This is a genomic window from Argonema antarcticum A004/B2 (assembly GCF_023333585.1).
GTDB lineage: Bacteria > Cyanobacteriota > Cyanobacteriia > Cyanobacteriales > Aerosakkonemataceae > Argonema > Argonema antarcticum.
This window is the reverse complement of the sequence record NZ_JAIQZN010000001.1, coordinates 38,169-62,423: the sequence shown is the minus strand read 5'-3', so window position 1 is coordinate 62,423 and position 24,255 is coordinate 38,169. Positions and strand designations below refer to the sequence as shown.

At 41.6% G+C, this 24,255-nt stretch carries 33 protein-coding genes; 17 read left to right on the top strand and 16 right to left on the bottom strand.

Going from position 1 to position 24,255, the window contains the following annotated elements; genetic code table 11:
- The first annotated feature begins 74 nt into the window (after positions 1–74).
- The 3 genes from LAY57_RS00325 (at position 75) to LAY57_RS00315 (ending at position 3,800) form a co-directional block, all read left to right on the top strand.
- On the top strand, positions 75–1,493 hold the full coding sequence (locus LAY57_RS00325; RefSeq protein ID WP_249064280.1) for an HlyD family efflux transporter periplasmic adaptor subunit: 1,419 nt from the start codon (positions 75–77) through the stop codon (positions 1,491–1,493).
- A 116-nt stretch (positions 1,494–1,609) separates the two neighbouring features.
- On the top strand, positions 1,610–2,785 hold the full coding sequence (gene devC, locus LAY57_RS00320) for an ABC transporter permease DevC (RefSeq protein ID WP_249064279.1): 1,176 nt from the start codon (positions 1,610–1,612) through the stop codon (positions 2,783–2,785).
- Positions 2,786–3,077: 292 nt separating this feature from the next.
- On the top strand, positions 3,078–3,800 hold the full coding sequence (locus LAY57_RS00315; RefSeq protein WP_249064278.1) for a DevA family ABC transporter ATP-binding protein: 723 nt from the start codon (positions 3,078–3,080) through the stop codon (positions 3,798–3,800).
- A gap of 130 nt (positions 3,801–3,930) precedes the next feature.
- On the opposite strand, the gene LAY57_RS00310 is transcribed toward LAY57_RS00315, so the two are convergent.
- Positions 3,931–5,304: a helix-turn-helix domain-containing protein gene (locus LAY57_RS00310; RefSeq protein ID WP_249064277.1), complete on the bottom strand. Its 1,374-nt coding sequence runs from the start codon at positions 5,302–5,304 to the stop codon at positions 3,931–3,933.
- 216 nt (positions 5,305–5,520) lie between these two features.
- Here LAY57_RS00310 and LAY57_RS00305 point away from each other — a divergent pair, with 216 nt between their 5' ends.
- The 7 genes from LAY57_RS00305 (at position 5,521) to LAY57_RS00275 (ending at position 8,789) form a co-directional block, all read left to right on the top strand.
- A complete protein-coding gene (locus LAY57_RS00305; RefSeq protein ID WP_249064276.1) occupies positions 5,521–6,168 on the top strand; it encodes a hypothetical protein in 648 nt (215 codons plus the stop codon).
- Between the two features lie 4 nt (positions 6,169–6,172).
- Positions 6,173–6,772 (top strand): AHH domain-containing protein, encoded by a 600-nt coding sequence (locus LAY57_RS00300; protein ID WP_249064275.1) that lies wholly within the window; start codon positions 6,173–6,175, stop codon positions 6,770–6,772.
- A 197-nt stretch (positions 6,773–6,969) separates the two neighbouring features.
- Positions 6,970–7,233: a hypothetical protein gene (locus LAY57_RS00295; RefSeq protein WP_249064274.1), complete on the top strand. Its 264-nt coding sequence runs from the start codon at positions 6,970–6,972 to the stop codon at positions 7,231–7,233.
- A 166-nt stretch (positions 7,234–7,399) separates the two neighbouring features.
- On the top strand, positions 7,400–7,855 hold the full coding sequence (locus tag LAY57_RS00290; protein ID WP_249064273.1) for a hypothetical protein: 456 nt from the start codon (positions 7,400–7,402) through the stop codon (positions 7,853–7,855).
- 206 nt (positions 7,856–8,061) lie between these two features.
- Positions 8,062–8,265 (top strand): type II toxin-antitoxin system Phd/YefM family antitoxin, encoded by a 204-nt coding sequence (locus LAY57_RS00285; protein ID WP_249064272.1) that lies wholly within the window; start codon positions 8,062–8,064, stop codon positions 8,263–8,265.
- Between the two features lie 54 nt (positions 8,266–8,319).
- Positions 8,320–8,523, top strand: a complete 204-nt coding sequence (locus tag LAY57_RS00280; protein WP_249064271.1) for a RelB antitoxin-like protein — start codon at positions 8,320–8,322, stop codon at positions 8,521–8,523.
- Positions 8,520–8,789 carry a type II toxin-antitoxin system RelE family toxin gene (locus LAY57_RS00275; protein WP_249064270.1) on the top strand — a complete coding sequence of 90 codons (270 nt, stop codon included), beginning with the start codon at positions 8,520–8,522 and terminating at the stop codon, positions 8,787–8,789. Before LAY57_RS00280 ends, LAY57_RS00275 begins: the two co-directional genes overlap by 4 nt.
- 156 nt (positions 8,790–8,945) lie before the next feature.
- Here LAY57_RS00275 and LAY57_RS00270 read toward each other — a convergent pair whose 3' ends face one another.
- Positions 8,946–9,275 (bottom strand): hypothetical protein, encoded by a 330-nt coding sequence (locus LAY57_RS00270; protein WP_249064269.1) that lies wholly within the window; start codon positions 9,273–9,275, stop codon positions 8,946–8,948.
- Positions 9,276–9,317: 42 nt separating this feature from the next.
- Here LAY57_RS00270 and LAY57_RS00265 point away from each other — a divergent pair, with 42 nt between their 5' ends.
- Both LAY57_RS00265 and LAY57_RS00260 read left to right on the top strand, forming a co-directional pair.
- Entirely contained in the window at positions 9,318–9,488 is a 171-nt protein-coding gene (locus LAY57_RS00265) for a DUF2281 domain-containing protein (RefSeq protein WP_249064268.1), read from the top strand.
- A gap of 23 nt (positions 9,489–9,511) precedes the next feature.
- Positions 9,512–9,733: a type II toxin-antitoxin system PemK/MazF family toxin gene (locus tag LAY57_RS00260; RefSeq protein ID WP_249064267.1), complete on the top strand. Its 222-nt coding sequence runs from the start codon at positions 9,512–9,514 to the stop codon at positions 9,731–9,733.
- Between the two features lie 125 nt (positions 9,734–9,858).
- Here the strand turns inward: LAY57_RS00260 and LAY57_RS00255 are convergent, their stop codons facing one another.
- The 4 genes from LAY57_RS00255 to LAY57_RS00240 all read right to left on the bottom strand — a co-directional run bounded on the left by LAY57_RS00255 (position 9,859) and on the right by LAY57_RS00240 (position 11,803).
- A complete protein-coding gene (locus tag LAY57_RS00255) occupies positions 9,859–10,116 on the bottom strand; it encodes a type II toxin-antitoxin system HicB family antitoxin (protein WP_249064266.1) in 258 nt (85 codons plus the stop codon).
- Positions 10,117–10,499: 383 nt separating this feature from the next.
- Complete coding sequence (locus LAY57_RS00250) at positions 10,500–11,024, bottom strand: hypothetical protein (protein ID WP_249064265.1); 525 nt, start codon at positions 11,022–11,024, stop codon at positions 10,500–10,502.
- 50 nt (positions 11,025–11,074) lie between these two features.
- Entirely contained in the window at positions 11,075–11,539 is a 465-nt protein-coding gene (locus LAY57_RS00245) for a type II toxin-antitoxin system VapC family toxin (protein WP_249064264.1), read from the bottom strand.
- On the bottom strand, positions 11,540–11,803 hold the full coding sequence (locus LAY57_RS00240; RefSeq protein WP_249064263.1) for a hypothetical protein: 264 nt from the start codon (positions 11,801–11,803) through the stop codon (positions 11,540–11,542).
- Between the two features lie 301 nt (positions 11,804–12,104).
- Between LAY57_RS00240 and LAY57_RS00235 the strand changes: the two genes are divergently transcribed.
- On the top strand, positions 12,105–12,521 hold the full coding sequence (locus LAY57_RS00235) for a hypothetical protein (protein ID WP_249064262.1): 417 nt from the start codon (positions 12,105–12,107) through the stop codon (positions 12,519–12,521).
- Between the two features lie 63 nt (positions 12,522–12,584).
- Here the strand turns inward: LAY57_RS00235 and LAY57_RS00230 are convergent, their stop codons facing one another.
- Positions 12,585–13,982: an S-layer homology domain-containing protein gene (locus tag LAY57_RS00230; protein WP_249064261.1), complete on the bottom strand. Its 1,398-nt coding sequence runs from the start codon at positions 13,980–13,982 to the stop codon at positions 12,585–12,587.
- Between the two features lie 93 nt (positions 13,983–14,075).
- On the opposite strand from LAY57_RS00230, the gene LAY57_RS00225 reads away from it, so the two are divergent.
- Complete coding sequence (locus LAY57_RS00225) at positions 14,076–14,999, top strand: hypothetical protein (RefSeq protein WP_249064260.1); 924 nt, start codon at positions 14,076–14,078, stop codon at positions 14,997–14,999.
- Here the strand turns inward: LAY57_RS00225 and LAY57_RS00220 are convergent.
- Positions 14,989–15,984, bottom strand: coding sequence for a metal ABC transporter solute-binding protein, Zn/Mn family (locus LAY57_RS00220; RefSeq protein ID WP_249064259.1), 996 nt, complete (start codon positions 15,982–15,984; stop codon positions 14,989–14,991). The genes LAY57_RS00225 and LAY57_RS00220 overlap by 11 nt on opposite strands.
- A gap of 106 nt (positions 15,985–16,090) precedes the next feature.
- Between LAY57_RS00220 and LAY57_RS00215 the strand changes: the two genes are divergently transcribed.
- Together LAY57_RS00215 and LAY57_RS00210 are read left to right on the top strand one after the other, a co-directional pair.
- A complete protein-coding gene (locus tag LAY57_RS00215) occupies positions 16,091–16,801 on the top strand; it encodes a metal ABC transporter ATP-binding protein (protein ID WP_249064258.1) in 711 nt (236 codons plus the stop codon).
- A 12-nt stretch (positions 16,802–16,813) separates the two neighbouring features.
- Positions 16,814–17,701, top strand: coding sequence for a metal ABC transporter permease (locus tag LAY57_RS00210; RefSeq protein WP_249064257.1), 888 nt, complete (start codon positions 16,814–16,816; stop codon positions 17,699–17,701).
- Between the two features lie 64 nt (positions 17,702–17,765).
- On the opposite strand, the gene LAY57_RS00205 is transcribed toward LAY57_RS00210, so the two are convergent.
- From LAY57_RS00205 to LAY57_RS00190, 4 genes are all read right to left on the bottom strand, one after another.
- Complete coding sequence (locus tag LAY57_RS00205; RefSeq protein WP_249064256.1) at positions 17,766–18,026, bottom strand: hypothetical protein; 261 nt, start codon at positions 18,024–18,026, stop codon at positions 17,766–17,768.
- Between the two features lie 33 nt (positions 18,027–18,059).
- Positions 18,060–19,145 (bottom strand): WD40 repeat domain-containing protein, encoded by a 1,086-nt coding sequence (locus LAY57_RS00200; protein ID WP_249064255.1) that lies wholly within the window; start codon positions 19,143–19,145, stop codon positions 18,060–18,062.
- The gene (locus tag LAY57_RS00195) at positions 19,133–20,104 is read right to left on the bottom strand and encodes a CobW family GTP-binding protein (RefSeq protein ID WP_249064254.1); all 972 of its coding nucleotides are present in this window, start codon (positions 20,102–20,104) and stop codon (positions 19,133–19,135) included. Before LAY57_RS00195 ends, LAY57_RS00200 begins: the two co-directional genes overlap by 13 nt.
- Positions 20,105–20,376: 272 nt before the next feature.
- Complete coding sequence (locus LAY57_RS00190; RefSeq protein ID WP_249064253.1) at positions 20,377–20,592, bottom strand: hypothetical protein; 216 nt, start codon at positions 20,590–20,592, stop codon at positions 20,377–20,379.
- A gap of 264 nt (positions 20,593–20,856) precedes the next feature.
- Between LAY57_RS00190 and LAY57_RS00185 the strand changes: the two genes are divergently transcribed.
- Positions 20,857–21,375: a DUF29 family protein gene (locus tag LAY57_RS00185; protein WP_249064252.1), complete on the top strand. Its 519-nt coding sequence runs from the start codon at positions 20,857–20,859 to the stop codon at positions 21,373–21,375.
- Here LAY57_RS00185 and LAY57_RS00180 read toward each other — a convergent pair.
- The 4 genes from LAY57_RS00180 to LAY57_RS00165 form a co-directional block, all read right to left on the bottom strand.
- Positions 21,332–21,511 carry a hypothetical protein gene (locus LAY57_RS00180; RefSeq protein ID WP_249064251.1) on the bottom strand — a complete coding sequence of 60 codons (180 nt, stop codon included), beginning with the start codon at positions 21,509–21,511 and terminating at the stop codon, positions 21,332–21,334. The genes LAY57_RS00185 and LAY57_RS00180 overlap by 44 nt on opposite strands.
- 163 nt (positions 21,512–21,674) lie before the next feature.
- Positions 21,675–22,595 (bottom strand): alpha/beta fold hydrolase, encoded by a 921-nt coding sequence (locus LAY57_RS00175; protein ID WP_249064250.1) that lies wholly within the window; start codon positions 22,593–22,595, stop codon positions 21,675–21,677.
- A gap of 213 nt (positions 22,596–22,808) precedes the next feature.
- Positions 22,809–23,786, bottom strand: a complete 978-nt coding sequence (locus tag LAY57_RS00170; protein WP_249064249.1) for a CobW family GTP-binding protein — start codon at positions 23,784–23,786, stop codon at positions 22,809–22,811.
- A gap of 16 nt (positions 23,787–23,802) precedes the next feature.
- The gene (locus LAY57_RS00165) at positions 23,803–24,255 is read right to left on the bottom strand and encodes a SufE family protein (RefSeq protein WP_249064441.1); all 453 of its coding nucleotides are present in this window, start codon (positions 24,253–24,255) and stop codon (positions 23,803–23,805) included.

The window sequence follows — 24,255 nt, the reverse complement described above, 5'->3', positions numbered from 1 at the left end:
CTAAACTGTATCGTTTAGTTTTGAATGAGTAAACTAAATCGTTTAGTTTACCCATCTCACCCAGAAGGAAGCTTATGGTAAGCAATGCAACGGTTAAGGATTCCCTATTCCTCAAACCTATCCCCCGCCAGTTTGTAATACTTGGAATAGCAGGAAGTATTGGCATTATGGGGATAACAGCAGCGCGAGTCTTCAACTTAGAGTTACCGCAATCGGAACCTGCAAGCCTTGTATCTCAGGTAGTTGTACCCCAAGTGAAGACAGTGACGGCATTAGGCAGACTCGAACCGGCGGGAGAAGTGATAAAACTTTCCGCGCCAGCGCAAAGCCAAGGGAGTCGGGTAGAAAAACTGCTGGTAAAAGAGGGAGATAGTATAAAAGCAGGACAAGTTATTGCGATTTTGGATAATCGCGATCGCCTGCAAGCAGCATCCGAGAAAGCCAAAGAAGGAGTGCAAGTCGCCCAAGCTAATCTGGCGAAAGTGCAAGCAGGTGCAAAGCTTGGGGAGATAGAAGCACAAAAAGCCGAGATTGCGCGGACACAAGCACAGTCGCTAGGTGACGAAAGGGCGCAACGAGAAACTCTGGCAAGGTTAGAGGCGCAGTGGCAAGGTGAAAAAGCAGTACAGCAGGCGACATTGGCGAGGTTAGAAGCGCAGTCCGAAGGCGATAAAAGGGCGCAACAGGCAACCATCAAGAGACTGGAAGCGGAACTCAATAACGCCCGATCGGAATATCGCCGTTACGAACAATTGTATAAAGAGGGTGCGATCGCGCAATCATTATTTGAAAGCAAACGTTTAAATGTAGACACCTTTACCCAGCAATTAAGCGAAGCCAAAGCAATTCTGACGAGAACCGACGCCACAGGGGCAAAGCAAATCGGCGAAGCTAAAGCCAACCTGGAACGAATTACCGTCACCGGAAGCAAGCAAATTAACGAAGCCAAAGCAGTTCTGGCCCGCATTCAATCCACTGGTAGCCAACAAATTAATTCCGCACAAGCCACACTCAACAAAATTGCCGAAGTGCGTCCGGTAGATGTAGCAGCAGCAAAAGCCGAACTAAGGCAAGCAGTTGCAGCCGAGAAAGAAGCTTTGACAAATTTAGAGCAAGCTTACGTCAAATCGCCTCAAGACGGCGTAATTTTCAAAATACATACTCGTTCTGGCGAAACCGTATCCAATGATGGCATCGTCGAGATGGGACAAGTTAGCCAAATGATGGCAGTTGCAGAGGTTTACCAAAGCGATGTCAGCAAAATCCAATTGGGGCAAAAAGTGCGGATATCCAGCAGTTCTTTGCCAAGCGAGATACATGGCAAAGTCGATCGCATCGGCTGGCAAATAGAACGTCAAAACGTGATCAACAGCGACCCCAGCGAAAATATTGACTCCAGAGTCGTGGAAGTCCACATTCGCCTAGATGAAGAATCAAGCCAGACAACTGCCAAATTCACCAACTTACAAGTCAAAACGACGATCGAACTATAGCAAACCATGAAAGTCAGTTAGGACGTTCTTAATTCCACCAAACCCTTGATTCTAGACCCTTCTTTTCTCTTCCCTCTTCCCTAGCCCCTAGCCCCTAGCCCCTAGCCCCTACCAATATGATTGGATTTATCAATGAACTGCGGCGACGTACACCCCTGGGATGGTTGCAACTCAGTCGCCATAGAAGCCGTCTTTTAGTAGCCTTGTCGGGTATTGCCTTTGCCGATGTCCTAATGTTCATGCAGCTGGGATTTCAGAACGCCCTGTACGACAGCAACACCCGCCTCAACCGCGCCATACTTGCAGACATAGTTCTCATGAGTCCGCAAGCGCGTAACTCTCAAAGTTTATCCACCTTTTCCCGGCGACGACTGTACCAAGCTTCCGATATACAAGGAGTGAAGTCTGCCGACGCCATGTATATCAACACGGTTAGTTGGAAGAATCCCCAGACACGCAAAAAGACGATCGTCCAAGTCATTGCTTTTAACACCGAACAACCAGCTTTAGACATCCCAGAAGTTAACGCCCAACTCAATAAGATTCAGCTACCGGATACCTTCCTATTTGATAAAGGCGCAAGAGGCGATTATCAACAGGTGTTTGACAAAATCGAGGCAGGTGGAGAAGTTACCACGGAAATAGATAAAAGAACAATCTCCATTAGTGGCTTATTTCAATTAGGGGCTTCCTTTGGTGCTGATGGCACCATAATTTCCAGCGATGAGAATTTTTTACGACTATTTCCCAAACGACAAGCTGGAAGTGTCAATCTGGGCTTAATTTATACTGAACCTGGCGCAGATTCATCTCAAGTAGCGACTGCATTAAAAGCCTACCTCCCCGATGACGTAAAAGTGCTAACCCGTGAGGAATTCATCAAATTTGAAGAAGACTATTGGAAAAGTGGAAGTCCCATCGGTTTTATTTTCGGTTTGGGAGTAACAATGGGGTTTATTGTTGGTGTGATTATCGTTTATCAAGTTCTTTCCACCGATGTAAATGCCCACATCAAAGAATACGCCACCTTCAAAGCAATGGGCTATCACAATTCATATCTGCTAGGGGTAATTTTTGAAGAAGCAATCATTTTAGCAGTCCTCGGTTTCATACCAGGTTTCGTAGTACCTTTAGGACTTTATAACTTAGCTAGAAATGCGACCAACTTACCAATTTACATGACCTTAGCGCGTGCCGTCATGGTTTTATCATTAACCGCGATCATGTGTGTAATTTCAGGTGCGATCGCCACAGGCAAATTACAATCTGCCGATCCAGCCGATATGTTCTAAAGCCAGAACTTCCCAACCCAATCTTATCTGTGTTCATCTGCGTTCATCCCTCTTCATCTGTGGTAAAAAACCAACCTATAACGTAAGTAAAATCACCATGTCTTCAGTAATTTCCGTTCAAAATCTCAACCATTACTTTGGTAAAGGTCAAGTCCGCAAACAAGCATTATTTGCGCTCAACACCGATATGTTCTAAAGCCAGAACTTCCCAACTCAATCTTATCTGTGTTCATCTGCGTTCATCCTTCTTCATCTGTGGTAAAAAACAACCTATAACGTAAGTAAACTTACCATGTCTTCAGTAATTTCCGTTCAAAATCTCAACCATTACTTTGGTAAAGGTCAAGTCCGCAAGCAAGCGTTATTTGATATCAACTTGGATATAAATACTGGTGAAATAATCATTATGACTGGCCCTTCTGGTTCCGGCAAAACTACATTGCTAACCTTGGTGGGTGGATTGCGTTCTGCCCAAGAAGGAAGTTTGCAAGTGTTAGGAAGAGAACTTTGCGGTGCAAATGAAAAACAATTAACAGAAGCGCGACGCCACAACGGTTATATCTTTCAAGCGCATAACCTGCACGGAAGTTTAACTGTAGTGCAAAACGTGCGAATGGGTTTGGAAGTACAGCCGAAAATTCCACCAGCAGAAATGATCGATCGCGCAAAAAAAATGCTAGAAGCAGTCGGATTGGGAAATCGCATCAATTACTATCCAGATGACCTTTCAGGAGGACAAAAACAACGAGTAGCGATCGCGCGTGCTTTGGTAGGTCAACCTAAAATTGTACTTGCAGACGAACCTACCGCCGCCCTCGATAAAAAATCGGGACGGGATGTGGTAGAGTTGATGCAGAAATTAGCAAAAGAACAAGGTTGCACAATTTTGCTGGTAACACACGACAACCGCATTTTGGATATAGCCGATCGCATTATCTATATGGAAGATGGGCATCTGATCAGCGATGACAGTGTAAATGCCTTAGCAATAGCCGGAGATGGGGCTAGGGGCTAGGCTTCGACGTGAGCGCTCAGCCGAACGGGAAGAGGGATCGGAAAAAATAGCCAAAAGATTTATTAACCCACATTCCCCACTTCAAAATCTATTAGAATAGACAAAACTGAATTTTCTCCTGCTTAAACAACTATCCATCTTGGCAACAAGTTATAACATATTCCCTAAAAACAGGAGATAAATTAAAGGAAATTTTCTCGCCTTCTATTGTTTTGAGTAAATAGCGTTTGCTCAAAGATTGTAAACCATTTATCAAGTCCATTGACGACAAGGATAAAGCTTGCCTTAAATCTTCTCTTGACACGGGTTGATTAAATTTACTTAATTCTACAACAATCTGTTGTTCTATCGGGGATAATCTATCGAATAATTCATTGAGACGAAATTTAATATCTTCTGTCAACAGTAAACAATCTTCTTTTAAAAATTCAGATACTTTACCCAGAAAAATATTCCTAATTAAACTGGCAATATCCTTTAAATAAACGGGATTACCTTCATATAAATTAATTAGGTTTGGCCAAGTTTCCTCATCTTTTAATTTAAGGTTTTTCAGAATTTCGTTATTATCTACACCTTCTAATTCCAAGCACTTAACAGGATATAATTCTTCATCTAAGCAGAGCATTTCTTGGCATTGTTCTTGACCGATTAAGATTAAACTACTTTGATGCTCAATCTCTATCATTTTTGTGAAAAAGCTTTTGTAGTCTTTATATTCAGTTTTGTATTGTCCCGCAAATTGTCCGCTAGTAAATAGTTCTTGCACATCATCAAAGATGATTAAACATTTTTGCTGGCGTAAAAGGTTGAATAATTGAGTTAATTTATTGTCATTTTGAATAGAATCGGGATTAATAAATGTTAAAATTTCAGTTATAATGGTATCTAAAGAATTGGATAGTTTGATACTTTTCCAGATGATTACATCAAATTGTGGTAGATTTAGGTCAACAAACTGTTTAACTAGGGTGGTTTTACCAATTCCACTGAGTCCTAAAACCGAGATGAGGCGGGGGTTTTGGGTGGTTAACCAGTGGGATAGGGTTTGGAGTTCGAGAGTGCGATCGTAGAAATGGGTGATTTTGGGTGCTAGGGTTAAGTCGTGAACAGGTTTTTCTGCCAAATTGGATTCATTGTCTTTATCAGAACGCCTATCAATTTTTTTATTTAATGGACATACATTAAAACTACTATTGATGCCTATGCAAACTACCTGTGACGAATTAGGCGAATTAAACGAATCTTTTAATCTCTCTATTGTCGAACGAAAATTTGATTTATTAAGATCTTCTCCCAATTGTTCAGATAAAATTTTATATAATTCACGGCTAACATTGCCGATATGATTTTCACTATCATAGCCAAACTCTTTTGCCATTTCAGCGTAAGTTCTACCTTGCCAAATTCCTTGAACTACATTCTTTTGTAAGTTATTGAGGTGGTTTCCTGTTTGCGTGAAGACTAACTGATCCACCCATTGTAAAATTTCTGTTACAGTCATAAAAACTAGATATAGTGATGGTTTTAGCCATTATAGCTTAGTCTCAGGCAAGATTATCGAGGGTTTTCAAGGGTTTTTCTTAAAATTTCTTAACAAAAGAGGGAAGGAAATGAAGTTTTTTTAGGTGGCAGTGTTCAGACAAGGCAATGTAAAGTCTGATCAGAAACAGTAAAAGTATCTGATTCTCAACAGTCACTTAAAAAACCCTAATTATTTATGTGGGAAAAAATTCTAACTTTTGTGACTCCTGGCCCAATGACTGAAACTTTCAGCTTTCGGCCAAGAGTATTTTACAGTTGGATTAGTTTAGGGGTAATTTTAACATTAATTATGGCTATCAGATCTTTAATGTTAGGATACCCGATAGACATTGAATCATTAATAGCAATACCCATTGTTTTTTGTTTATTTGGTTTATTTGGTCTAGGACTAGATTCTGTTCGAGGACGTAGTTCTGAGTATCCGGGCTGGTACTGGTTGTTTTATCCAATTGTAACTTATTTAGTGATAGGTTTTGTGTTGAGTTTTGCGCTCATCGGTTTTGTTTTGGGATTTGGAGGCATTAGATTACCACAACCTCCCAGAATGGTTCGTCACCCCAAATCTTCTAAAATAGATCCTCAAAAATTTCGGCAGGAACTTAAAAATATGAAAGCCGAAGAGTTACTAAAAGAGTTTGATAAACAGCTTAAAGAGATTGAAAAAAGTAATAAAATAAAGCCGGAAGAAAAGAAAGTTATTAAAAAACTTCAAGAGCTAGATCGTTCCGGATTACGTTCTGAATTAAGAAATGCACTCAATGATGATGAAATGGAAATTTTATTTATGCTGATTCTAAAACTACTAGGTTTTGAGTTGAGGTGATCTAATGGGTATCAGACAGTGGAGTAGATGGCATATTCCCGCACCAATTTGTAATAAATACAATATTAAGGCTGGTGATTATTTGGTGATGTATGATGGGTCAACAGGAGAATTTATTATCAAAGATCCAATTCAAGGGAGGATTGTATATAACAAGCAGATAGATTTTGAGGATCTAGCTTACCTCGCACCTAATAAAGAAGCGTCAGAAGCGATCCAACGACTTCAACCTAAAAAACAACCATCACTAGGGGGAGGATATAACAATCACCATATCATTCTACACGATCTTTGGGATCAGTGCGAACTAACCATAAGAGCGGAAAGATATGGTGTTTTGAAGAAAGATGGTAATGAAAACTTAATGCCTCTACCTGATGAATTTCATAGAAAAAATCATGGTTCATCTTCACCATATTCTAGGACGCTTCGTAAACATCTAGAGAAGCGATGGAATCAGCTTATGGATGCAGGTTTGGATGAAGATCCTGATGCAATTAGGGAAGCTCTTCTCGAAATTATTGAATTTATTAGACAAGAATTAACATCTTTGTTAGAAGAGGAAGGAAAAACTATACGAAATTTTTATATGCGCGATTTGTAAATAAATTCTTGATCTCTTGCGCTTGCGCCTTCATTTTACAGATTGTAAATCAATTAACGAAACACTCTTCGCCCAAAAAAATGGCTCATTTTCAATATTTCAATCCATTGAAAACAAGCTAATCCAGAAGTTTTTTATTTTCGTCAAAACATGAGTTGTCCAAAAACAGTTGCATATAAATTTTAGCAGGATAGTTTATGAGTAAGACTCCACCTGATAACAGCCCTAAACAATGGGCTGGACGAGATATCTCCAACTCAGGAAGAGATACAAATCGGAACACAAGCGTTAGTATACTGTCGAACAATGTGATGTTATTTGTTGTTGTTGGTATTGCGGCACTTGGAGCTTTGGCTTGGGCGCTGGGTGTTGGGATTAAGCAAGGTCAAAACGGAATTGAAATTAAATTTCAAAACCAGCAACAATTAAATCCTACTTCATCTCCAAAGAAAAGTCCATGAAAGCTGGATTAGCAGACTCTTAAAAAAGTATATCAGTTAATTTATGAGTCAAAATGAGCAAGCAGGTAGAGACATTATCAAAGTCGGACGTGACTATATTAGACACATCCAGATCAATATTTGATCTGGTAATTGGGGTGCTGTCATTGTCAGTCTGATTCCGGTTTTGCTGGTTTTTTATATATTAATAGTAGGAGCAAACTGGACCGTAGGAATAATTGGCAATCAATCTCAAGATATTTCTACAAATGCAACGTTAAATCAGGGAGAGGTTCAGATATTGGGTCTTGGTAGTTCAGCAATCTCACCTTTTCTATTTATACAAGCTTCATCAGAAAATAGAATGGTAAATATTATACTTAGTCAAGTGCCATTTTCCGAATATAAGAAAGGGGTGATTAAACTAGGAAAAGGATTTCAAGGTGAGGGAACATTGATGCTTGGGGGTAAAGAGGGAGTCAAGGAGTATAAAACCAACACAGATGGTACAGATTTAACTATCAAATTAGACGCTAATCCTACTCAGAAAGGGGAATTTGTTAAAGGCACATTATTCGGAACTATAACTGATGGTACTAAAAGTAGTAAGGTATCTTATAAAATTGTAGTACCTATTCAATAGCCTATCTCATAGTTTCGATCAAACCAAAAAAGTGATCGATCAGATAATTAACTTAACAATCTGACGCACCCTATAGACTATGGTTGAGGATAGCGCTTTTTGGTAGAGTTTGGATGAGAGGCGATTCAATGGGGCCGATCGCTTCCCCGTGAATACGACATTTTATATGCTATAATTACCGAAAAATAGCATTCCACTAGCTCACTATGTCTTCCGTAGAAATTACACAAGCTATTTCTCAAATATCAGAATTATTCGATTTAGCTTTAAATGGAGAAGAAATCATCATTACAGAAAATCAACAACCATTATTAAAATTAGTTTCACTTAAGTCAAAATCTCAACGCCCTCCTTTATTTGGCACAGATAAAGGAATCATTTCTATTTCTGATGATTTTGATGACCTGTAGTTATTCGCTCGATCGCGCTACATTAATAACATAACTATAAAAGCCATAATCAAGATGAAAGCTGAAGACTATCCATTTGTTAAAGAATTGATAACTGACACTGAAGGTACTGTCCGTAAAGTCGTGATCGATTTCAGCGACTATCAGCGTCTCCTCGAAGCGATGGAAGATGAAGGACTTCTCCGTGCGATGATGGAAGTAAAAGACGAAACTCCCCTCAACTTGGAGCAAGCAATAGCAGAACTTGAAAAAGAATGAATATAGAATATTTACCTAGTTTTGTGAAAGATCTTAAGGCGCTTAAAAGTACGCCTGTTTTTGAATCTATCAAAGCACTTGTTTTTGAAGAAATACCCCATACATCAAGCTTTGACGCTCTGACAAATTTAAAAAAATTAAAGGGATATGAAAATGCTTATCGAATTCGATTAGGTGACTATCGCATCGGTTTTGTATTTGATGGCGAAACGTTTATATTTTACCGGGTACTGCATCGTAAAGAGTTTTATCGCTACTTTCCTTGAGTGCGATCGGCTTCTTAACACCATTCCAGTAGTGCGATCGCTTAAAAATTACTCGTATACCTCGCGGCGGTGAGCAATTACAACCACAATAACCCGACCTTCATCTTCCTCACTATTGGTATCAACATCAGTAGCAACATTATCTTCAATATCTATCTATACATCGTCTCGTACTTTTCGCCAGTCAGTTACCCTTCCAGCAGCAACATCCTGTTTACCCCGCTCAAAAGCTTCGACAAAACCGGGAATTTCTAACAATTCCTGAGTTGCTTCGTTACTTTCGCTTTCTGCCAAATAAGCTAAAAAATCAGCAGCAACACGCAATCGTTCAGGGGATAATCGATCGACGTATTGTTTGACCTGTAGGCGAATCTCGTCAGTGGTGTTCATAGACAATTGCGGTGCGTTCGCGTAGCGTGCCGTAGGCAATATCACCTCCCCATTGTAACCTGCAACTTCTGTTTGTGTAAGTGAGTGCGATCGCACATACTAGAATTGGGATACCAGCAGATGTTGGAGTACGACATAATGACTGTACATGACCAAACTATAGCCAAAATTCGCCAACTACCAGAATCTCTAGTACAGGAAGTCAATGATTTCGTAGAATTCCTACTAATGAGACACAACAGGGAATTACCAGAAATTGCCGAATCAGACTTTGCTGATTATTTGACCAACTTAGAAAATTATGAATAACGTTTGGCGCTCTTAGAGATTCAGTGGTAACAGTCACGCGGGGAGATGTAGTTTTATGCGATCTTAATCCGGTAGTAGGTACAAGTCAAGATTCAGTTGTGCTTTGCGAACAGATTCGCGTGATAGACAAATCCAGAATTATTAGAGTTATCGGTCATCTGGATGATGTTTATATAGAAGAGTTAGGAAAAGCTTTGTGTAAAATTCTTGGTTTGCCAAATTCTGAGGATAATTCTCAGGAGTGATGGAAAGAATGCGATCGCACTTTCCCACATCTCCAAAAAACCTAACCCCCCGATACCCTTCCCTTGTAGGGAAGTGGGAGAATTCTTACTCCCCTCTCCTGCAAGGAGAGGGGTTGGGGGAGAGGTCAAGCGATCGCAATTCGTTTAGAAGGTAAAGGAATTTCTTTTTTCCCACTATCATAAACAGTTTCTATCCATAACTCTCTCGCTTCATTAATATTTTCTAGCGCTTCTTCAAAGGTTTCTCCCTGACTCATACAACCTGGTAGATCGGGAATAATTACTGTATATCCTCCATCGTCTTCTGGGTAAATAGACATCGGATATTTTAAAGAGAGATAATATTCTAAAGGTTGATGCTCTAGCTGAGAATTAGTTTTCATCTTTCCAGTTTAGGTGCAGGAATATTGAGATGGCTATCTAAAACCAATTGACCTTTTTCATCAATTGTTCCCATTACTTCAAAGGCTTGCATTATTGACTATCCTCAACCTATGGTAAATTTATATATTGTCTCATACTTTTAACTGCTTATCTAATATTATAGCACGATTTTATTCTAACAGTAAATTGGCATTTAAAGCCGTTCATCAATTTGTGTCCCTGAGTGCGATCGCCTATCTCATATTTTTCATCAAACCAAAAAAGTTATCGATGAGATAATTAACTTGACTATCTGACGCACCCTACAAATTATGGTTGAGGATAGCGCTTTTTGGTAGAGGTTGGATGAGGTGCGATTCAATGGGGCCGATCGCCTTCTTAATCACACCACTATTACTGATTTGACCTTCTCAGGAAAAGCGGGAGCAATAAACTTTTCCCTATCCTCTAAAGTCACATAATCCCGATCGATCGCCAATTGCATTACTTCCACCAAAAACCTTCTTAACTCTCCTAAAACTTGCTTTTTATCCAATTCATAATCATCATAATTCTGCTCATAACCAAACTTCCTTAATTGGCAACTAACTACCTCACCTATCGGCGTTAAAATCATGGTAATATGATAACTTTCGGCAAAATCTATACGGATGCTTTTACCCTGTTCTAATTCCCCAATTTGTTCGGGAAAGCAATCTTCTAGTAACATACAAATATCGGGGTCAAAAAACACGGCAAACTTGATATCCCCAATTTCCACAACAAGCTGGCGATCGCAATAATAACAAAACCGACGTAATCCTAATTCAAAATCAGAGAATTCTCCCAAAGGATCGTCAGGAGGTAACGCATAACTTTCTAAATTGCGATCGCCAATCTTAAAACTAAAATTAGTTGTTCTTTTCATTAACTTACCGATAAGCTTCTAACATCTCTTAATTTACTCATTAGTTCCAGCTAGGGGTAATTATTAGGATTTTCAATCATCAACCCCTCACTAACAACTGCTGCATTCAACTCATTGTCTGCGGAGACAAAAACAATCGGAGGTAATCCATTAGCGATGCAAAGAGAGTTGACTGCACGACCAGCAGCTAGTTGGATAGCATCATAACCTCGTAATCCGTAAGTTTCTGACAATACCATTCCCGAATTAATTATAGTTTCTGTAATTTCAATAATTTGATAGTCTTTCTGGAAATCTGTTTTAAACTGATTGCGTATTAACGTTGCATCTGTAATACTAATACTTCCACTGCTCGATCGCCGCGTAATTGCAGCAATAATTTCCACACCAGTTATTGCTGCAATAAATCCCTCATTTTTAAGCGTTGGATCGAATAGCCCTAAAACCCAAGCTGAGCCAATTTCGCTAATATAACGCTTCACTAATGCGCTACTGTCTAAGAAGTAAATTGCCATTTAACGCCGTTCCTCAATGATAGTTTCAGAAACAGGCTTTCCCTCGATTTGAATTAATTTTCTATCTGCGCTCGTTAGATATGCAGGATGCTTAATCTGCTTGACTAATCCAGAATTAATCAGAGCTTGGTGAAAGGCTGATTTATTTAGAGTTTCTTCTCGTTCTGCAAGATATTTTTGAATTGTTTGATTAAGCTCTTTAAGTTCTTCTATTTCAAGAGTATCAAGCTGTTTAAGTATTTGATCCAAAGTTGTTACTGCCATAATTTTCGGGCTAAATAATTTAAAAATTTTCTTCGATCGCCATTATAACATAAAGCTGCATTGGCGAGGTATTGGAAACAAATACCTAAATGTTACAGATTGTAGAGTAGGGGCGGGTTTTGACTTTAATCTTATCGATAGGAATCAAGCTCTTTGGCTAAACCCGCCCCTACCCATTTGCACTAATTGATAGAATTTTGGATTTTGGATTTTGGATTTTGGATTGGTAAATTTCCCCTCTTCCCATAGCCCATCTTCCAGATGGCAAAATAGAAAAAGTATTTACTCCAACTGTTGTCTGATGGAAGCCCATAGTTCATCTCTAGAATTCACACTCCAACAACTGCGCCAAGTACGGGCTGTTTTGCTTCGTCTGCACAAAGCACTACTCGAATCTGAGCGCGTTGTTTATGAGCAGTTTTACGGAAGAATTCAATCAAAAGGTGAATTTTTCCGATTAGTCGTCGATCATGAATGGTTTAGTTGGCTGCGCCCTATATCTCAATTTATCGTCCAGATTGATGAAACGCTCAGTTCTAAAGAACCTGTAACCTTGGATCGAGCCAATGAGCTTCTCGAAGAAGCACGAAAGTTGCTTTCGCTTGGGGAAGAGGGAACGGCTGTACCGAATCGATACTATAGGGCTATTCAACGCGATCCTGATGTTGCTTTGCTTAATGCAGAAGTATCGAAACTACTACAACAGGAAGGGATTTGACAAGTGATTCGATTTTAGATTTTGGATTTTGGATTGAAAAATTCAATCTGAAATCTAAAATTCTTATTGTTGAGGTTTTGCTTGCAGAACTTCCTTAGCGGATATCCCTTCATTCTGAGTGCCAAAATACCACAGGGTTGCTGCTGCCTCAGCGCGAGTTACAGATTTCTTCGGCTGGAATAGGGTCGTGTAACCAAAAACCCGGCGAATATTAGAAGTATCTCCATTCTGGAAATCTGTCAAGACCGATCGCAACGCCTTCGGGTCAATCTTGGCCACATCTTGGAAACCCCAAGTTTGTTTCACGGAGTCAATAGTGGCAGTTGACACCAGACGGGTATCCAAAGGGAGTTTCCAAACTAGCATCTGTTCCCGCGTTAGAGCTGCACCAGGGCGAAATAACACCGCTGTGCTGTCGCCAGAAAGCGGACTGGGAATCAAACCAGCTTCAGCTAATCCTTGAATAGCTGGAAAATCGGGGTCAGTCCGAGGTATATCCTGAAAAGTCGGTTGAGATGAATCTGTTGCCAAACGAATTTGTTTGGCGGGATTGTTGGCATATATCTGATTATTGGTAGCAATCAGCCAACGGGCAAACTCGCGGTGACTGATGGGTTTGTTGGGCTCAAACTGTGTGCTGGTGGCAGATGAATTTTGTTTTGAGCCACCTGGATTGAGCGCCAGTACTCCTAATTGCGCTAAGTCGGTAATGTGGGAACGCAATTCGGTTGGGGCTTTGTTGATGTCGGAAAAAACAAGTGAATTAGATGTGTTGGTGGGGTTGTTTGCTTGAGGAGTTGCGGTTGGCTGAGCGGTAGGGGTTGGTGTAGGGGTAGGGGCAAGGGGGGTAGCGTTGGCGGTGGGTTGCGCGGCTGTGTCGCTGCGATCGCGCACGTACTCTATTGTAAGTTCCGTTGCGGCTCCTGAATTTTGTTCGCCAGCCGCTTGACTGGGTGAAGGCGTAGCGCTAGAACTGCCGGTATTGGTGCCGTTACTCTGAATGGGTTGGATGGAAACCTTGACTTTCAAGTCATTTTGCCGAGCCTCAAAGGTGCCGCCTACTTCATCTACAGTAGGCTGGCTGAGCAATTGCCAATTACTATCTTGAAACTGCTTTTGGTAAAAGTTCTGAACCAGGTTGACGGGATCGGCGCTAGTCCAGCGAGTTGTGGAGTTGCCGTCAGATTGTGCTGTTGGTGGCGTGACTTGCTGTAGTTGAGCTAGGGGATATTGGGGAATTTCTGATGGGAAGTCAGATGGGAGTTGAGCCAGGGTTTGATTCTGAGCTTTTGGATCTGTAGCTGATTGCTCAAATGCGATCGCGTTATCTTTTAGTTTGGGGTCTGCTGCCAAAGATTGCTCTAGGTTTTTGCCAGCTGGACTGTCGGCGCAGCCAGTCAAGGAGGCCAGCAGCAAAGTAACTAAACTCAGTAATATAGCAGGTCGTCTGGAAGGAAACACAGTTTAGCCAGAGAAATCGTCTCACACCTACCCTAGCGCAATTTAGTCATTAGTCGTGGAAGTGAGAAACTGGATTTTCTTTATAATATTGAAATGACCAGGTTTATTCACGACCAATTTGCCAAAGATTATTTGGAAGAATTGCTAGCACCTTTTGGTGAGGTGAAAGCGCCGCGTCGCGTTTCTGCGGAAGTCCGGGAAATTGATGTTTGGTTTGCGCCCACAACCAACACCGATATTTTAGGATTACTCGGTCAGTTAGCGGCAACGCCTTCTATTTTTGAACCATTCCGCAATGCAGTTTCTCCCACTGATATCAGCGGTTGCTTATCAAAAATTTTAACTCTCACAGGAGAGTTGCAGCGAGAAGCTCATCGCCAAAAAGAGCGGATAGCTGAGGAAACTTTACCGCATCTGTGGATTCTTTCCCCAACTGCTTCTGAATCCATCGTCAACGGATTTGGCGCTAGAATTGACCCAGAAAGCTGGGGAGAAGGAATTTATTTCTTGCCGTCATATTTGCGATCGGCAATTGTAGTCATTCATCAGTTACCGAAAACTGAAGCTACCCTTTGGCTGAGAGTTTTAGGCAAAGGGAGAGTGCAGGAGGAAGCAATTGATGAGTTACAGCAACTTCCGGTAAATCATCCCTTACGCTCAAATGTTTTCAATTTGCTGACCAATTTTCAGGCTAATCTGCAAACAACAGAAAGTTTAGACAATGAGGAGAGGAGTTTAATTATGAAGTTGTCACCACTGTATATTCAATGGGAACAAGAAGCTCTCAAGAGGGGAGAAAAACAAGGAATTCAACAAGGTGTTCAACAAGGTGTTCAACAAGGTGTTCAACAAGGAATGCGCCTGATGGTTGAGAGTATGTTGGAAGTGAAGTTTGGAGAAATTGATGAGGAATTAGCTCAAATTGTGGAGTCTTTAAGCCAATTGCCAGCTAAGGAGGTAACGCAATTGATTATGCAGTGTAACCGCGAGCAGTTATTAGCGCGGTTTAGGGAGTAAAATTAACGGGGGTGCATTTGCCTCCCAAACCATCTACGATCGCGCAGGTATTAGCAGTTAACATTCCTATATAGGTACTAGCAGGAGTTCCCGCTTCGCTCAGACCGTCAGCCATCAGTTTTCGCTCGGAAACTTTTACTTTCGCCTCTCTAGCTACTGTGTTAATTACCCGATCGTTGGCGGTTAATTCAGCGAAAATCGTGGGAACTCTGGCTTCTTTAACTTCTTTAACCAGTTCTTTTACTCGTGCTGCTGTTGGCTGTTCTTCAGAGGAAAAGCCTTGCAGCGTACCTTCAACTGTCAGACCGTAAGCTTTGGCATAGTAACCCAAAGCATCGTGAGTTGTCACTAATTTGCGTTGCTTGGCTGGAATTGTGTTAATTTGAACTTTAATCCAGCTATCCACCTGTTTTAGTTCTTCTGTCAGCTTTTGGGCGTTACGGGTATAAAGATTTGCATTGGCTGGGGTAATATTAATCAATTGGTCGCGAATTGTATCTACCATTTGGATGCCATTCTGGGCATCGTGCCAGACGTGGGGGTCGGGTGTTTTCTCTGCCTCAGTTTGCTTTTCTTTACTATCGTGATGATGTTCTTCACCTATGAGTGGGTTAGGCACTGCTTTCTCATCGACAGCAATCTTAGGCGCTGAGTTGTTCGTTGCTTTAATCAAGTTGATGATGGTGGGTTCAAAGTCGTAGCCGCCATAGAGAACGAGTTGCGCCGTTTCAATGGCTTTGCGGTCTTCCGGTGTCGCTTGATAGGTGTGGGGGTCTTCATCGGCATCAATCAAACAGTTCAAGTCAACTGTGTCCTGGGCAATTTTTTCGGTCAAGTCGCACAGAACACTGTAAGATGCAACTACTTTCGGCTTTGCGATCGCTGTTGTTTGTGTGGTAGCCTTGGTGCTGGGACTGCATCCGGCTAGATTTGCTGCGATCGCTACTACCGCCACACCCCAAAACCACCGATTTTGCTCTTGCATCGTCTGCTCCTTAAGGTTATTTGCCGTTACTTCTTACAAACTTACCATTTTTATGAGAATGATACTCATTATTATATAATTAAGTTAGTCGCACAAAGTGTTATCCATGCTGCAAGTCCAAAACCTAGCCGTAAGTTACCAGGGAGTTTGCGCCGTCAACAGTATCAGCTTCTCCATCGAACCAGGAAAATTAGTTGGCGTGATTGGCCCGAACGGTGCGGGCAAAAGTACGATGATTAAAGCCATGCTGGGACTTATTGGTAGTTCCAGCGGTGTGGTAAAATTTTATTCGCGTCCGCTGAAACAGCAACTCAAACAAGTGGCTTATGTGCCGCAGCGATCGCAAATCGACTGGGATTACCCAATAACGGTGTGGAACGTGGTAATGATGTCTCGCACCGTACACACCGGCTGGTTTAAAGAACCCAGCTATCAATCCAAAGAAATTGTCAAAGCTGCTTTAAAACGAGTGGGAATGTGGGAATTGCAAAATCGTCAAATAGGGGAACTTTCCGGCGGACAGCAGCAGCGGGTATTTTTAGCACGCGCACTGGCGCAGCAAGCGGAATTGTTATTCTTTGACGAGCCATTTACTGCCATTGATAAAAAGACAGAAGAAATTGTCTTTGAGATTTTCTTTGAACTGAAAGCGCAAAACAAAACATTGCTAGTTATCAGCCACGATTTAGGAGAAAACTTGAGTTATTATGACCGTTTTTTATTAATGAATAAACAGATGATTGCCGATGGCTCGAAGTCAGAAGTACTAACCGCTGTCAATCTTCAAAAAGCCTATGGTCACTTAACAATACAATGATAAAGGAATTCGATGTTAGATTTTCTAATTGAACCGCTTAGTTTTGAATTTATGCGTCATGCCCTAGCGATCGCTATTTTGCTAGGAATTCTCTGCTCAGTCGTGGGCAGTTTCTTGATTGTACAACACATGGGCATGATGGGTGATGTAATTGCCCACTCAGTTTTACCCGGATTATCAATTGCCTTTTTCCTGGGAATTGATATTTCGATTGGTGCGTTTATCGCCGGTACGCTAAGTGCTTTGGTAGTTGCTTTGATTCGATCGCAATCTCGCCTCAAAGTCGATACAGCTATGGCATTAGTTTTGTCAAGTTTTTTGGCATTGGGAGTCACGCTGATCAAACTGTTAAAGACCAATAAGCTAGACCTCCACAATATTCTATTTGGAGATATCTTAGGAGTGACGCCGGGGGATGTTTGGCATACACTAGCAATCACCATTACCATTTTACTTTTAGTAAAGCTCTTTTACAAAGAACTGCTTTTTTATACTTTCGATCCTTTAGGGGCGCAAGCTAGCGGTTTGCCGATAACTTGGATTTATTTAGGCTTGATTGCGGCAATTACGCTGACTGTAATTGCTAGTATGCAAACTGTAGGCGTCCTGCTGATTATTTCCTTGCTAATTGGCCCTGGCATTACGGCCTATTTATTAGTAAAAGAATTGCACCTGATGATGGGAGTGGGGGCGGTTGTCGGGATAATTGCCAGCGTCAGCGGTATGTATTTTAGCTACTACTGGGATATTCCATCGGGGCCAGCAATTGTATTAGTTGTTTTTGGGTTATTTTTACTAACACTATTGTTTAGCCCCTCGCAAGGAATATTGACTCGATTGTCAGCGACGAGTCGTTCTGCTTGGATTATGCAACAGCTAAATTACCTAAAAAAACGATAAGCGATCGCTTTTTTAACGGCAACCGAATTTTCAACGGGGTGCAACAAGCGCCTCCCTACTTCTGCTATTGAGGAAGCTGACCTTGCAGACGCCGACCCGTTGTGCAGGTAGCGCAGCTGCATCCCAATTGGTCTAAAATAGGATTTCCCTGTTGCAGATTAAAGGTCAGCATTGGATTTCCCAGGCGCACCTGCGTAGCCTGTGCGGAGATCGCGGAGTCTGCGATCGGAGATAATATCTCAGTAGCGTTGGCGGGATTAACCGTCAGCAGCAAAGCACCCAATAGCCCGGAGGAAGCAAGCAAAATCAAGGTAGCTTTGTTCATAATTTAAATCCTAGATTTTTTGGAAAGGTTAATTTAGCTGATTATAGCCTTTCCAAATCCTTGAGTGCGGGTGACTTTTGACCAAACTAGCAATTCGCCGTTCGTACCACCTGCTGCCAGTTTATTGCCTTGGGGATGCCAAGCGAGACAGGAAAACCCTTTTGCTGCACCTGGGAGAGTTTGGACGAGTTGTTTGGCTTTTTGCCAGAGACACACGACACCATCTTCGGCGGCGGAAGCGAGGAGAAAATTACCTGGTTGGAAGGAAATTGCCTGCACTATTCCATCGTGGATATCTAAAGCTCGTCCTTGCCAACCTGCTGACTCGTCGGCGTCCTTTTCCCAGATGATAACGCTGAGTGCGGTGGCTACTGCTAATAAAGGATAGCCGATTCCTGTTACTGCTTCTGACCAAGTAACGGCTCTTATTTTACCGGGAAAGCCGCGCATTAACCAGGGTTGGGGGTTGTTCCACTGCCAAACTGTAATGGTGTTATCGAGATTGCCGGAAGCGATGAATTTGCCATCAAGCGACCAGGCGATCGCTAAACTGGTAGCAGATACTACTAAAATTTCCGGGTCTTCATCCCAATATTTAGTATCCCAAACTTTGATACCTTGATGACCTGCGATCGCAAGCTGTTGTCCGCTTGGATGCCAAGCCATACTTAATACTGAGGATGTCTCAAAATTAAGCGTAACGACAACTTCTCCCACCTCGGCATCCCAAACCTGCACGTAGCGCCCCATACTAAAGGCTAGTTCATTACAAGTGGGATTCCAAGCTAATTTATCCACCCAGTTAGGCGCATTTTCTAGAGTTGTAATTAGTTGACTTTCTCCTGACCCGAAGCGCCAAATTTTTACCTGTCCGTTTTGACCGCCAGCAGCTAAAAATTTGCCATCTTTGGAAAAGGCAAGACAATCTACAGATTGACCATCAGCAGTTTGCAATAAAGTTAAATTTCCTTCCACCCACAGCGCAACTTCCCCAGCACCAGAAACTGCGGCTAAGGTTTGATTATCCGGCGACCAAGTAATAGCAGTGACGTAATCTGAGAGTGTTCCTTGCCAAGGTTGGTGGAATAACTTTTTGGTAAGGCTGATTAAATTAGACATTGGCGAAAATCCTCTCTTAATTTGGCTTCGTCTAAATTGCGACCGATGAAGACTAATTCGTTTTTACGGGTTTCGTTGCGTTTCCAGGGCCGATCGCGCTTACCTTCAAATAACATATGTACGCCTTGGAAAACAAAGCGATTATCTTCACCAGCAACATTCAGAATCCCTTTCATGCGAAAGATATCTGTTCCTTGAGTTCGCAGTAATTCCCCTAACCAATCGTTCAACTTTTCCCCATTAACTGCGCCAGATTCTACCAACGCCACAGAATACACCGTTTCATCATGTTGGTGAGTATCTTCACCCAAAAAGTTGGGATCGATTGACAAAGCGCGACTCAAATCGAATGCTTTCACACCCAACAGCGCGGACATTTCTAATTCAGAATTGCGGGTGCGGTAGATTTTAGCCATTACATTCATCGTCCGAATCCGCTTTTCTAATTCATCCAACTGTTCTGGCGTCGCGAGATCGGTTTTATTAATTAAAATCACATCGGCAAAAGCAATTTGTTCCTGCGCTTCATCCGCATCCCAATGTTCCCAGATATGCTTGGCATCCACTACCGTTACTACAGCATCTAACTGCAACTGGGTACGCATATCTTCATCTACGAAGAAGGTTTGAATTACCGGCGCTGGGTCAGCCAAACCAGTTGTTTCAATTACCAGATGGTCGAATTTATGACGGCGTTTCATCAAGTTGGCGATAATCCGAATTAAATCGCCTCGAACGGTACAGCAAATACAACCGTTGTTCATTTCAAAAATTTCTTCATCGGCATTGATAATTAACTGATTATCGATACCCACTTCTCCGAACTCGTTGACAATCACGGCTACCTTCTTGCCGTGTTCGTGAGTCAGGATGCGATTGAGTAGGGTGGTTTTACCCGCACCCAGATAGCCAGTCAGAACCGTTACGGGTACGAAGTCCGTCGTTGCCGCATTCACCACGATGAATTCCTCTCGCGCTATTTACATAATGATAACCATTATTATATTATAAAAGCGTTGGAATAAATAGTTGTTTGATAAGCGCAGGTGAACGCCAATGAGTTTATCTGCCTTTACCTGCGTGTATCTGGGGTTAAAAATAAATTTACCTTCATTATGTTATAGTTGAACTTTGACCAATAGCGGCAAATGATCTGAGCCAATATCGAGGCCGAGAGAGCGGTAAAATGTTAAAATAGACTGACTATGCAAACAGTGGTCAATTGAAATCATTAGAGGTAATGGTAAACCAGCAAGCCAGGTTGGTTGTAAGCCAAAACCTGAATGTGAGATGGTGGAAGGAAAAATAGCGATCCAATTAGGATGAGATTGACAGATAGTGGCAAACACCAAAAAAAGCACCATTTTTGTCGGAAAATGCCGCCGATAATGAGTGCGATCGCTAAGATTAAACAATATTGAGGTCGGGGATGATCGAGGAGTTCCAAAAACCACGCCTGATTCCCGAAAAACCCCAGAATTGTTGCGAAGGTTGCACCCAATGCGGTAAGATTAATCAGAAATTTGAGGAGAGCGATCGCACATTAAATTAATCTTAACTAACACACCTTGAAAACTTAATGCTATAATTTACAAAATAGAATAATTCAAAAAACAGAAAGAGTCTGTGGGATCGTACCTGCATCGGCCATTCGAGAATATCAGTCAATTTTAGATTAAGACAAATCTGGTTAAATAGTGAGGGTAAAACTATGACACAAGAACTCATTGATTTAAAAGCCAGTATTCTAGAGGGACGTTATGCTGATGCTTTGTTTATAGTAGATGAGTTAGAAGGGATGAGTAAACAAGCTATTCTGCGAAATATTAAAGCTTTTCTCAAAATTATCTTAATTCATTTAATTAAAAATCAGGTAGAACAGCGTTTGACTGGTGATTGGGCTAGCTCTATTCGTAATTCGATTCAAGAAATTCAAGACCTTAATTTAAAAGGGAAGAAAAACTGTTATTATATCAATAATGATGAATGGGAAGGTTTTATTGAAAGTGTACTAATGGCTGCGATCGCGGATGCTTCTGAAGAAGTATTGAATGGTATCTATAATGAATTTGAACTGGCAGAAATTATAGATAGAGGTCAATTGATGCAAACCACGATGACATTATTAAATCTAACTTATCACCACTCAGCCAAAGATTTACCTGTGATTTTAGGTGATTATCTACTTAAGTTACCTGGTGGAGAAGACTGGAGAAATAAACGTAAGTAATCAGCGCGATCGCACTTCTACTGGGCAATTTAAGTAAAATAAAGGGAGAAGTGCGATCGCGGAAAACACCGATCCAGACAGACGTATCAATCAGAAACATTTCGGTTTTCCCGTAAAGCCTTATAATCGTAGTCATTGGAAAATTGAATTTGTCCGCTTAGATCGAGTAAATTTCGCTTTTTGTGCGTGCGAATTAGTTTTTTCAAAAGCTTAAATAAAACTAAGTTCTACACTCATTTAAATGTTCAAACTTGGGTAGCTCGCGCAGTGGTTATCTGGGGATATTGGGTAGTTAAATATCACCTATTTTGGCATGATTGTGCTAAAAAAGGTAGGATGATTTCTGCCAACTTATCCGCATATTCTTCATGCAATCCTAAAGAACCTGGTAACAGACAAGATTGCACTCCTGGTAACTGAGATAGTATTTCCATTTCTGCTTTTGATTTGGGTGGACTTTGTTCGCCAATTACTACCATTACTGGGATCGATAAATCTTTAAACCAAGCGAGAAAATCGGATCGATCGCTAACAGGATCGAGAGTACCAGTCACAAATGCCGCTGGCGCAAATCTCGCACCCGGTTGTTGGGTAATTTCCCACTTTTGATAGATGAAATTTGGTGTGAGATGACTGTCATCTACGAAAACGTGGCGACGATACATCCAACGCAGGAAAGATGGAGTGGTATTAAGTTTGTATAAAGTTTGACCTAAAATTGGCGATCGCACCATCTCTCTTACTGTACCAAACCATCCCTGCTGTTTACCAGCCATTGTCGGCAATGGCCCACGCCAAGTGGGAGCAGCTAACACGATTTTTGACCAAACTGGCGGTTGTTTTTGTGCCAATTTCATCGCGTATCCGGCGGCGTGACCCGCTGCTACTACCGTTACGGGAGTATTGAAAATATTTGTGACAAAATCTTGCAAAAATTGATGATATAGGTCTGGTGTGTAATCCAATCGAGGCCGAGAAGATTCGCCAAATCCCGGCCAATCTAATGCTATCACTTGAAACTTAGAAGCCAATAATTTTGCCAATCCTGCCATTTCTAACCGCGTGGAAACGGTGCTAAAAGCTGGTAGAAGTAAAACAGGTGTTCCTTGTCCGATAGTTTCGTAAACCACCCGCAGTTGTTGTCCTTGCCAATTCCATAAATATTCTTGGCGGACACCACCGATGGCGATATTTTTTGTTTCAAAAGTTGCAGTCATCATGGAGTGGTGAATAGGTTGGGTTGAGGTAGAAAACTAAACTTATTATAACTGCTTGGGATTATATCTGGAGGTAGAACCTCCCAAGATTGCGTTACCAGGTAGAAACTGGTAACGAGAAAATAAAATTAGCCCGCGCAGGCGGGCTTTGTTTGTGTAGCCCCACCCTTTAGGGTGAGGGTATCATAGATAATTCACGGGACATGATATAACTCCCTATCGAGTCAAACAGTTATTTAACTGCTGGTTCAGTTCTAGTGCATTTAAGGAACGTCCGATAAATATCAGTTGATTGCTAGGTTTTCCTTCCCATTCTTCATCTTTCAAATCGTAGCGTTTGCCACTTAGCTGAAAGATGTGACGCCTCGGACTTTCTTTGAACCAGAGAATTCCTTTGGCGCGAAAGACATCTGCGGACATTTTTTCTTGCAAGAAGACTTGAAATTTCTTGACGGCAAAAGGGCGATCGCTGCGGAAGGAAACGGATACAAAACCGTCGTTGACTAGGTGCTTTGAATCTCGATCGCCTTCAGTTAAATAAGTGTCTGGTTGGGATAATCCTACATCTAAGATTAGCGGTAGGGGGACTTGACCGTATTGCGATCGCAAAATTCTTGCCCCTGCTTTCACCGTCTCGATGTAGTTCTCCAGTTCCTTGACTTTTTCTTCTGACACCAAATCTGTTTTGTTCAGCAATATTATATCACCATAGGCAATCTGTCTGAAGGCTGCTTCACTGTCAAAACTATCCGGTGTAAACGTCTCGACATCCACAACCGTGAGAACGGCATCCAGGTTAGTTAAATCCCGTAACTCTGTTGCTACAAAGGTGATAATAATCGGCAATGGATCGGCAACTCCCGTAGTTTCTATCACCAAATAATCAATCCGGTCTTGACGTTCCAAAACCCGGTAAACCGCATCAACTAATCCATCATTAATTGTACAACAAATACAGCCATTACTCAATTCTATCATGTCTTCATCAATCGAAACCAATAGCTGGCTATCGATATTAATATCGCCAAACTCGTTAACTAAGACTGCAACTTTTACATTCTCTGTGTTTTTAATAATTTGATTCAGCAATGTAGTTTTGCCGCTACCGAGAAACCCGGTAATGATAGTTACCGGCAGTCCCCGTTTGGCCCGATCGAAAATTAAGTCTTCTGTTGATGTTGTTAGATTCTTCATCCTACTTTAAATTTGATTAATTATGAGCTTGTGCAGACATTAAGTTCTGATAGAACATCGTCTTCTTTTTCAAGGTTTGAAAAATGTTGTAAAATCCATTAGCGCGGGAAGGCGTCAAACTTACATTCAAACCCGTATCTTGGATAAAATCTGGAGAAACTTGCAATATTTCTGCGGGGGTTAGTCCATTCAGCCCTTCAATCAATAGTGCCACTAATCCTTTCACCAATTGGGAATCTGAATCCCCTTGAAAGAACACCTTCTCTTCATTAATATCGGCGGTAATATAAACTTGGGAAACGCAACCTGGAACTTTGTTTTCCGGCACTTTATCGGATTCTGGAAATTCAGGCAGTCGCTTGGCATACCAGATTAGTTGTTCGTAACGCCGTTTGGGATTGGATTGGCGGGCAAACCGTTCTACGATCCGGGCGAGGGAAGCTGGTAACTTGGCAGTTTCGGCAGACAT

Bases quoted from the DNA above. Each gene is read 5' to 3' on its own strand.
- LAY57_RS00175 (WP_249064250.1), bottom strand. From the start codon at position 22,595: ATGATGACTGCAACTTTTGAAACAAAAAATATCGCCATCGGTGGTGTC.
- LAY57_RS00215 (WP_249064258.1), top strand. From the start codon at position 16,091: ATGCTGCAAGTCCAAAACCTAGCCGTAAGTTACCAGGGAGTTTGCGCC.
- LAY57_RS00265 (WP_249064268.1), top strand. From the start codon at position 9,318: ATGACTGTACATGACCAAACTATAGCCAAAATTCGCCAACTACCAGAA.
- LAY57_RS00220 (WP_249064259.1), bottom strand. From the start codon at position 15,984: ATGCAAGAGCAAAATCGGTGGTTTTGGGGTGTGGCGGTAGTAGCGATC.
- LAY57_RS00280 (WP_249064271.1), top strand. From the start codon at position 8,320: ATGAAAGCTGAAGACTATCCATTTGTTAAAGAATTGATAACTGACACT.
- LAY57_RS00210 (WP_249064257.1), top strand. From the start codon at position 16,814: ATGTTAGATTTTCTAATTGAACCGCTTAGTTTTGAATTTATGCGTCAT.
- LAY57_RS00295 (WP_249064274.1), top strand. From the start codon at position 6,970: ATGAGTAAGACTCCACCTGATAACAGCCCTAAACAATGGGCTGGACGA.
- LAY57_RS00225 (WP_249064260.1), top strand. From the start codon at position 14,076: ATGACCAGGTTTATTCACGACCAATTTGCCAAAGATTATTTGGAAGAA.
- LAY57_RS00165 (WP_249064441.1), bottom strand. From the start codon at position 24,255: ATGTCTGCCGAAACTGCCAAGTTACCAGCTTCCCTCGCCCGGATCGTA.
- LAY57_RS00250 (WP_249064265.1), bottom strand. From the start codon at position 11,024: ATGAAAAGAACAACTAATTTTAGTTTTAAGATTGGCGATCGCAATTTA.
- LAY57_RS00305 (WP_249064276.1), top strand. From the start codon at position 5,521: ATGTGGGAAAAAATTCTAACTTTTGTGACTCCTGGCCCAATGACTGAA.
- LAY57_RS00240 (WP_249064263.1), bottom strand. From the start codon at position 11,803: ATGGCAGTAACAACTTTGGATCAAATACTTAAACAGCTTGATACTCTT.
- LAY57_RS00185 (WP_249064252.1), top strand. From the start codon at position 20,857: ATGACACAAGAACTCATTGATTTAAAAGCCAGTATTCTAGAGGGACGT.
- LAY57_RS00310 (WP_249064277.1), bottom strand. From the start codon at position 5,304: ATGACTGTAACAGAAATTTTACAATGGGTGGATCAGTTAGTCTTCACG.
- LAY57_RS00315 (WP_249064278.1), top strand. From the start codon at position 3,078: ATGTCTTCAGTAATTTCCGTTCAAAATCTCAACCATTACTTTGGTAAA.
- LAY57_RS00275 (WP_249064270.1), top strand. From the start codon at position 8,520: ATGAATATAGAATATTTACCTAGTTTTGTGAAAGATCTTAAGGCGCTT.
- LAY57_RS00285 (WP_249064272.1), top strand. From the start codon at position 8,062: ATGTCTTCCGTAGAAATTACACAAGCTATTTCTCAAATATCAGAATTA.
- LAY57_RS00245 (WP_249064264.1), bottom strand. From the start codon at position 11,539: ATGGCAATTTACTTCTTAGACAGTAGCGCATTAGTGAAGCGTTATATT.
- LAY57_RS00170 (WP_249064249.1), bottom strand. From the start codon at position 23,786: ATGAAGAATCTAACAACATCAACAGAAGACTTAATTTTCGATCGGGCC.
- LAY57_RS00325 (WP_249064280.1), top strand. From the start codon at position 75: ATGGTAAGCAATGCAACGGTTAAGGATTCCCTATTCCTCAAACCTATC.
- LAY57_RS00235 (WP_249064262.1), top strand. From the start codon at position 12,105: ATGGAAGCCCATAGTTCATCTCTAGAATTCACACTCCAACAACTGCGC.
- LAY57_RS00300 (WP_249064275.1), top strand. From the start codon at position 6,173: ATGGGTATCAGACAGTGGAGTAGATGGCATATTCCCGCACCAATTTGT.
- devC (WP_249064279.1), top strand. From the start codon at position 1,610: ATGATTGGATTTATCAATGAACTGCGGCGACGTACACCCCTGGGATGG.
- LAY57_RS00180 (WP_249064251.1), bottom strand. From the start codon at position 21,511: ATGACTACGATTATAAGGCTTTACGGGAAAACCGAAATGTTTCTGATT.
- LAY57_RS00255 (WP_249064266.1), bottom strand. From the start codon at position 10,116: ATGAAAACTAATTCTCAGCTAGAGCATCAACCTTTAGAATATTATCTC.
- LAY57_RS00205 (WP_249064256.1), bottom strand. From the start codon at position 18,026: ATGAACAAAGCTACCTTGATTTTGCTTGCTTCCTCCGGGCTATTGGGT.
- LAY57_RS00200 (WP_249064255.1), bottom strand. From the start codon at position 19,145: ATGTCTAATTTAATCAGCCTTACCAAAAAGTTATTCCACCAACCTTGG.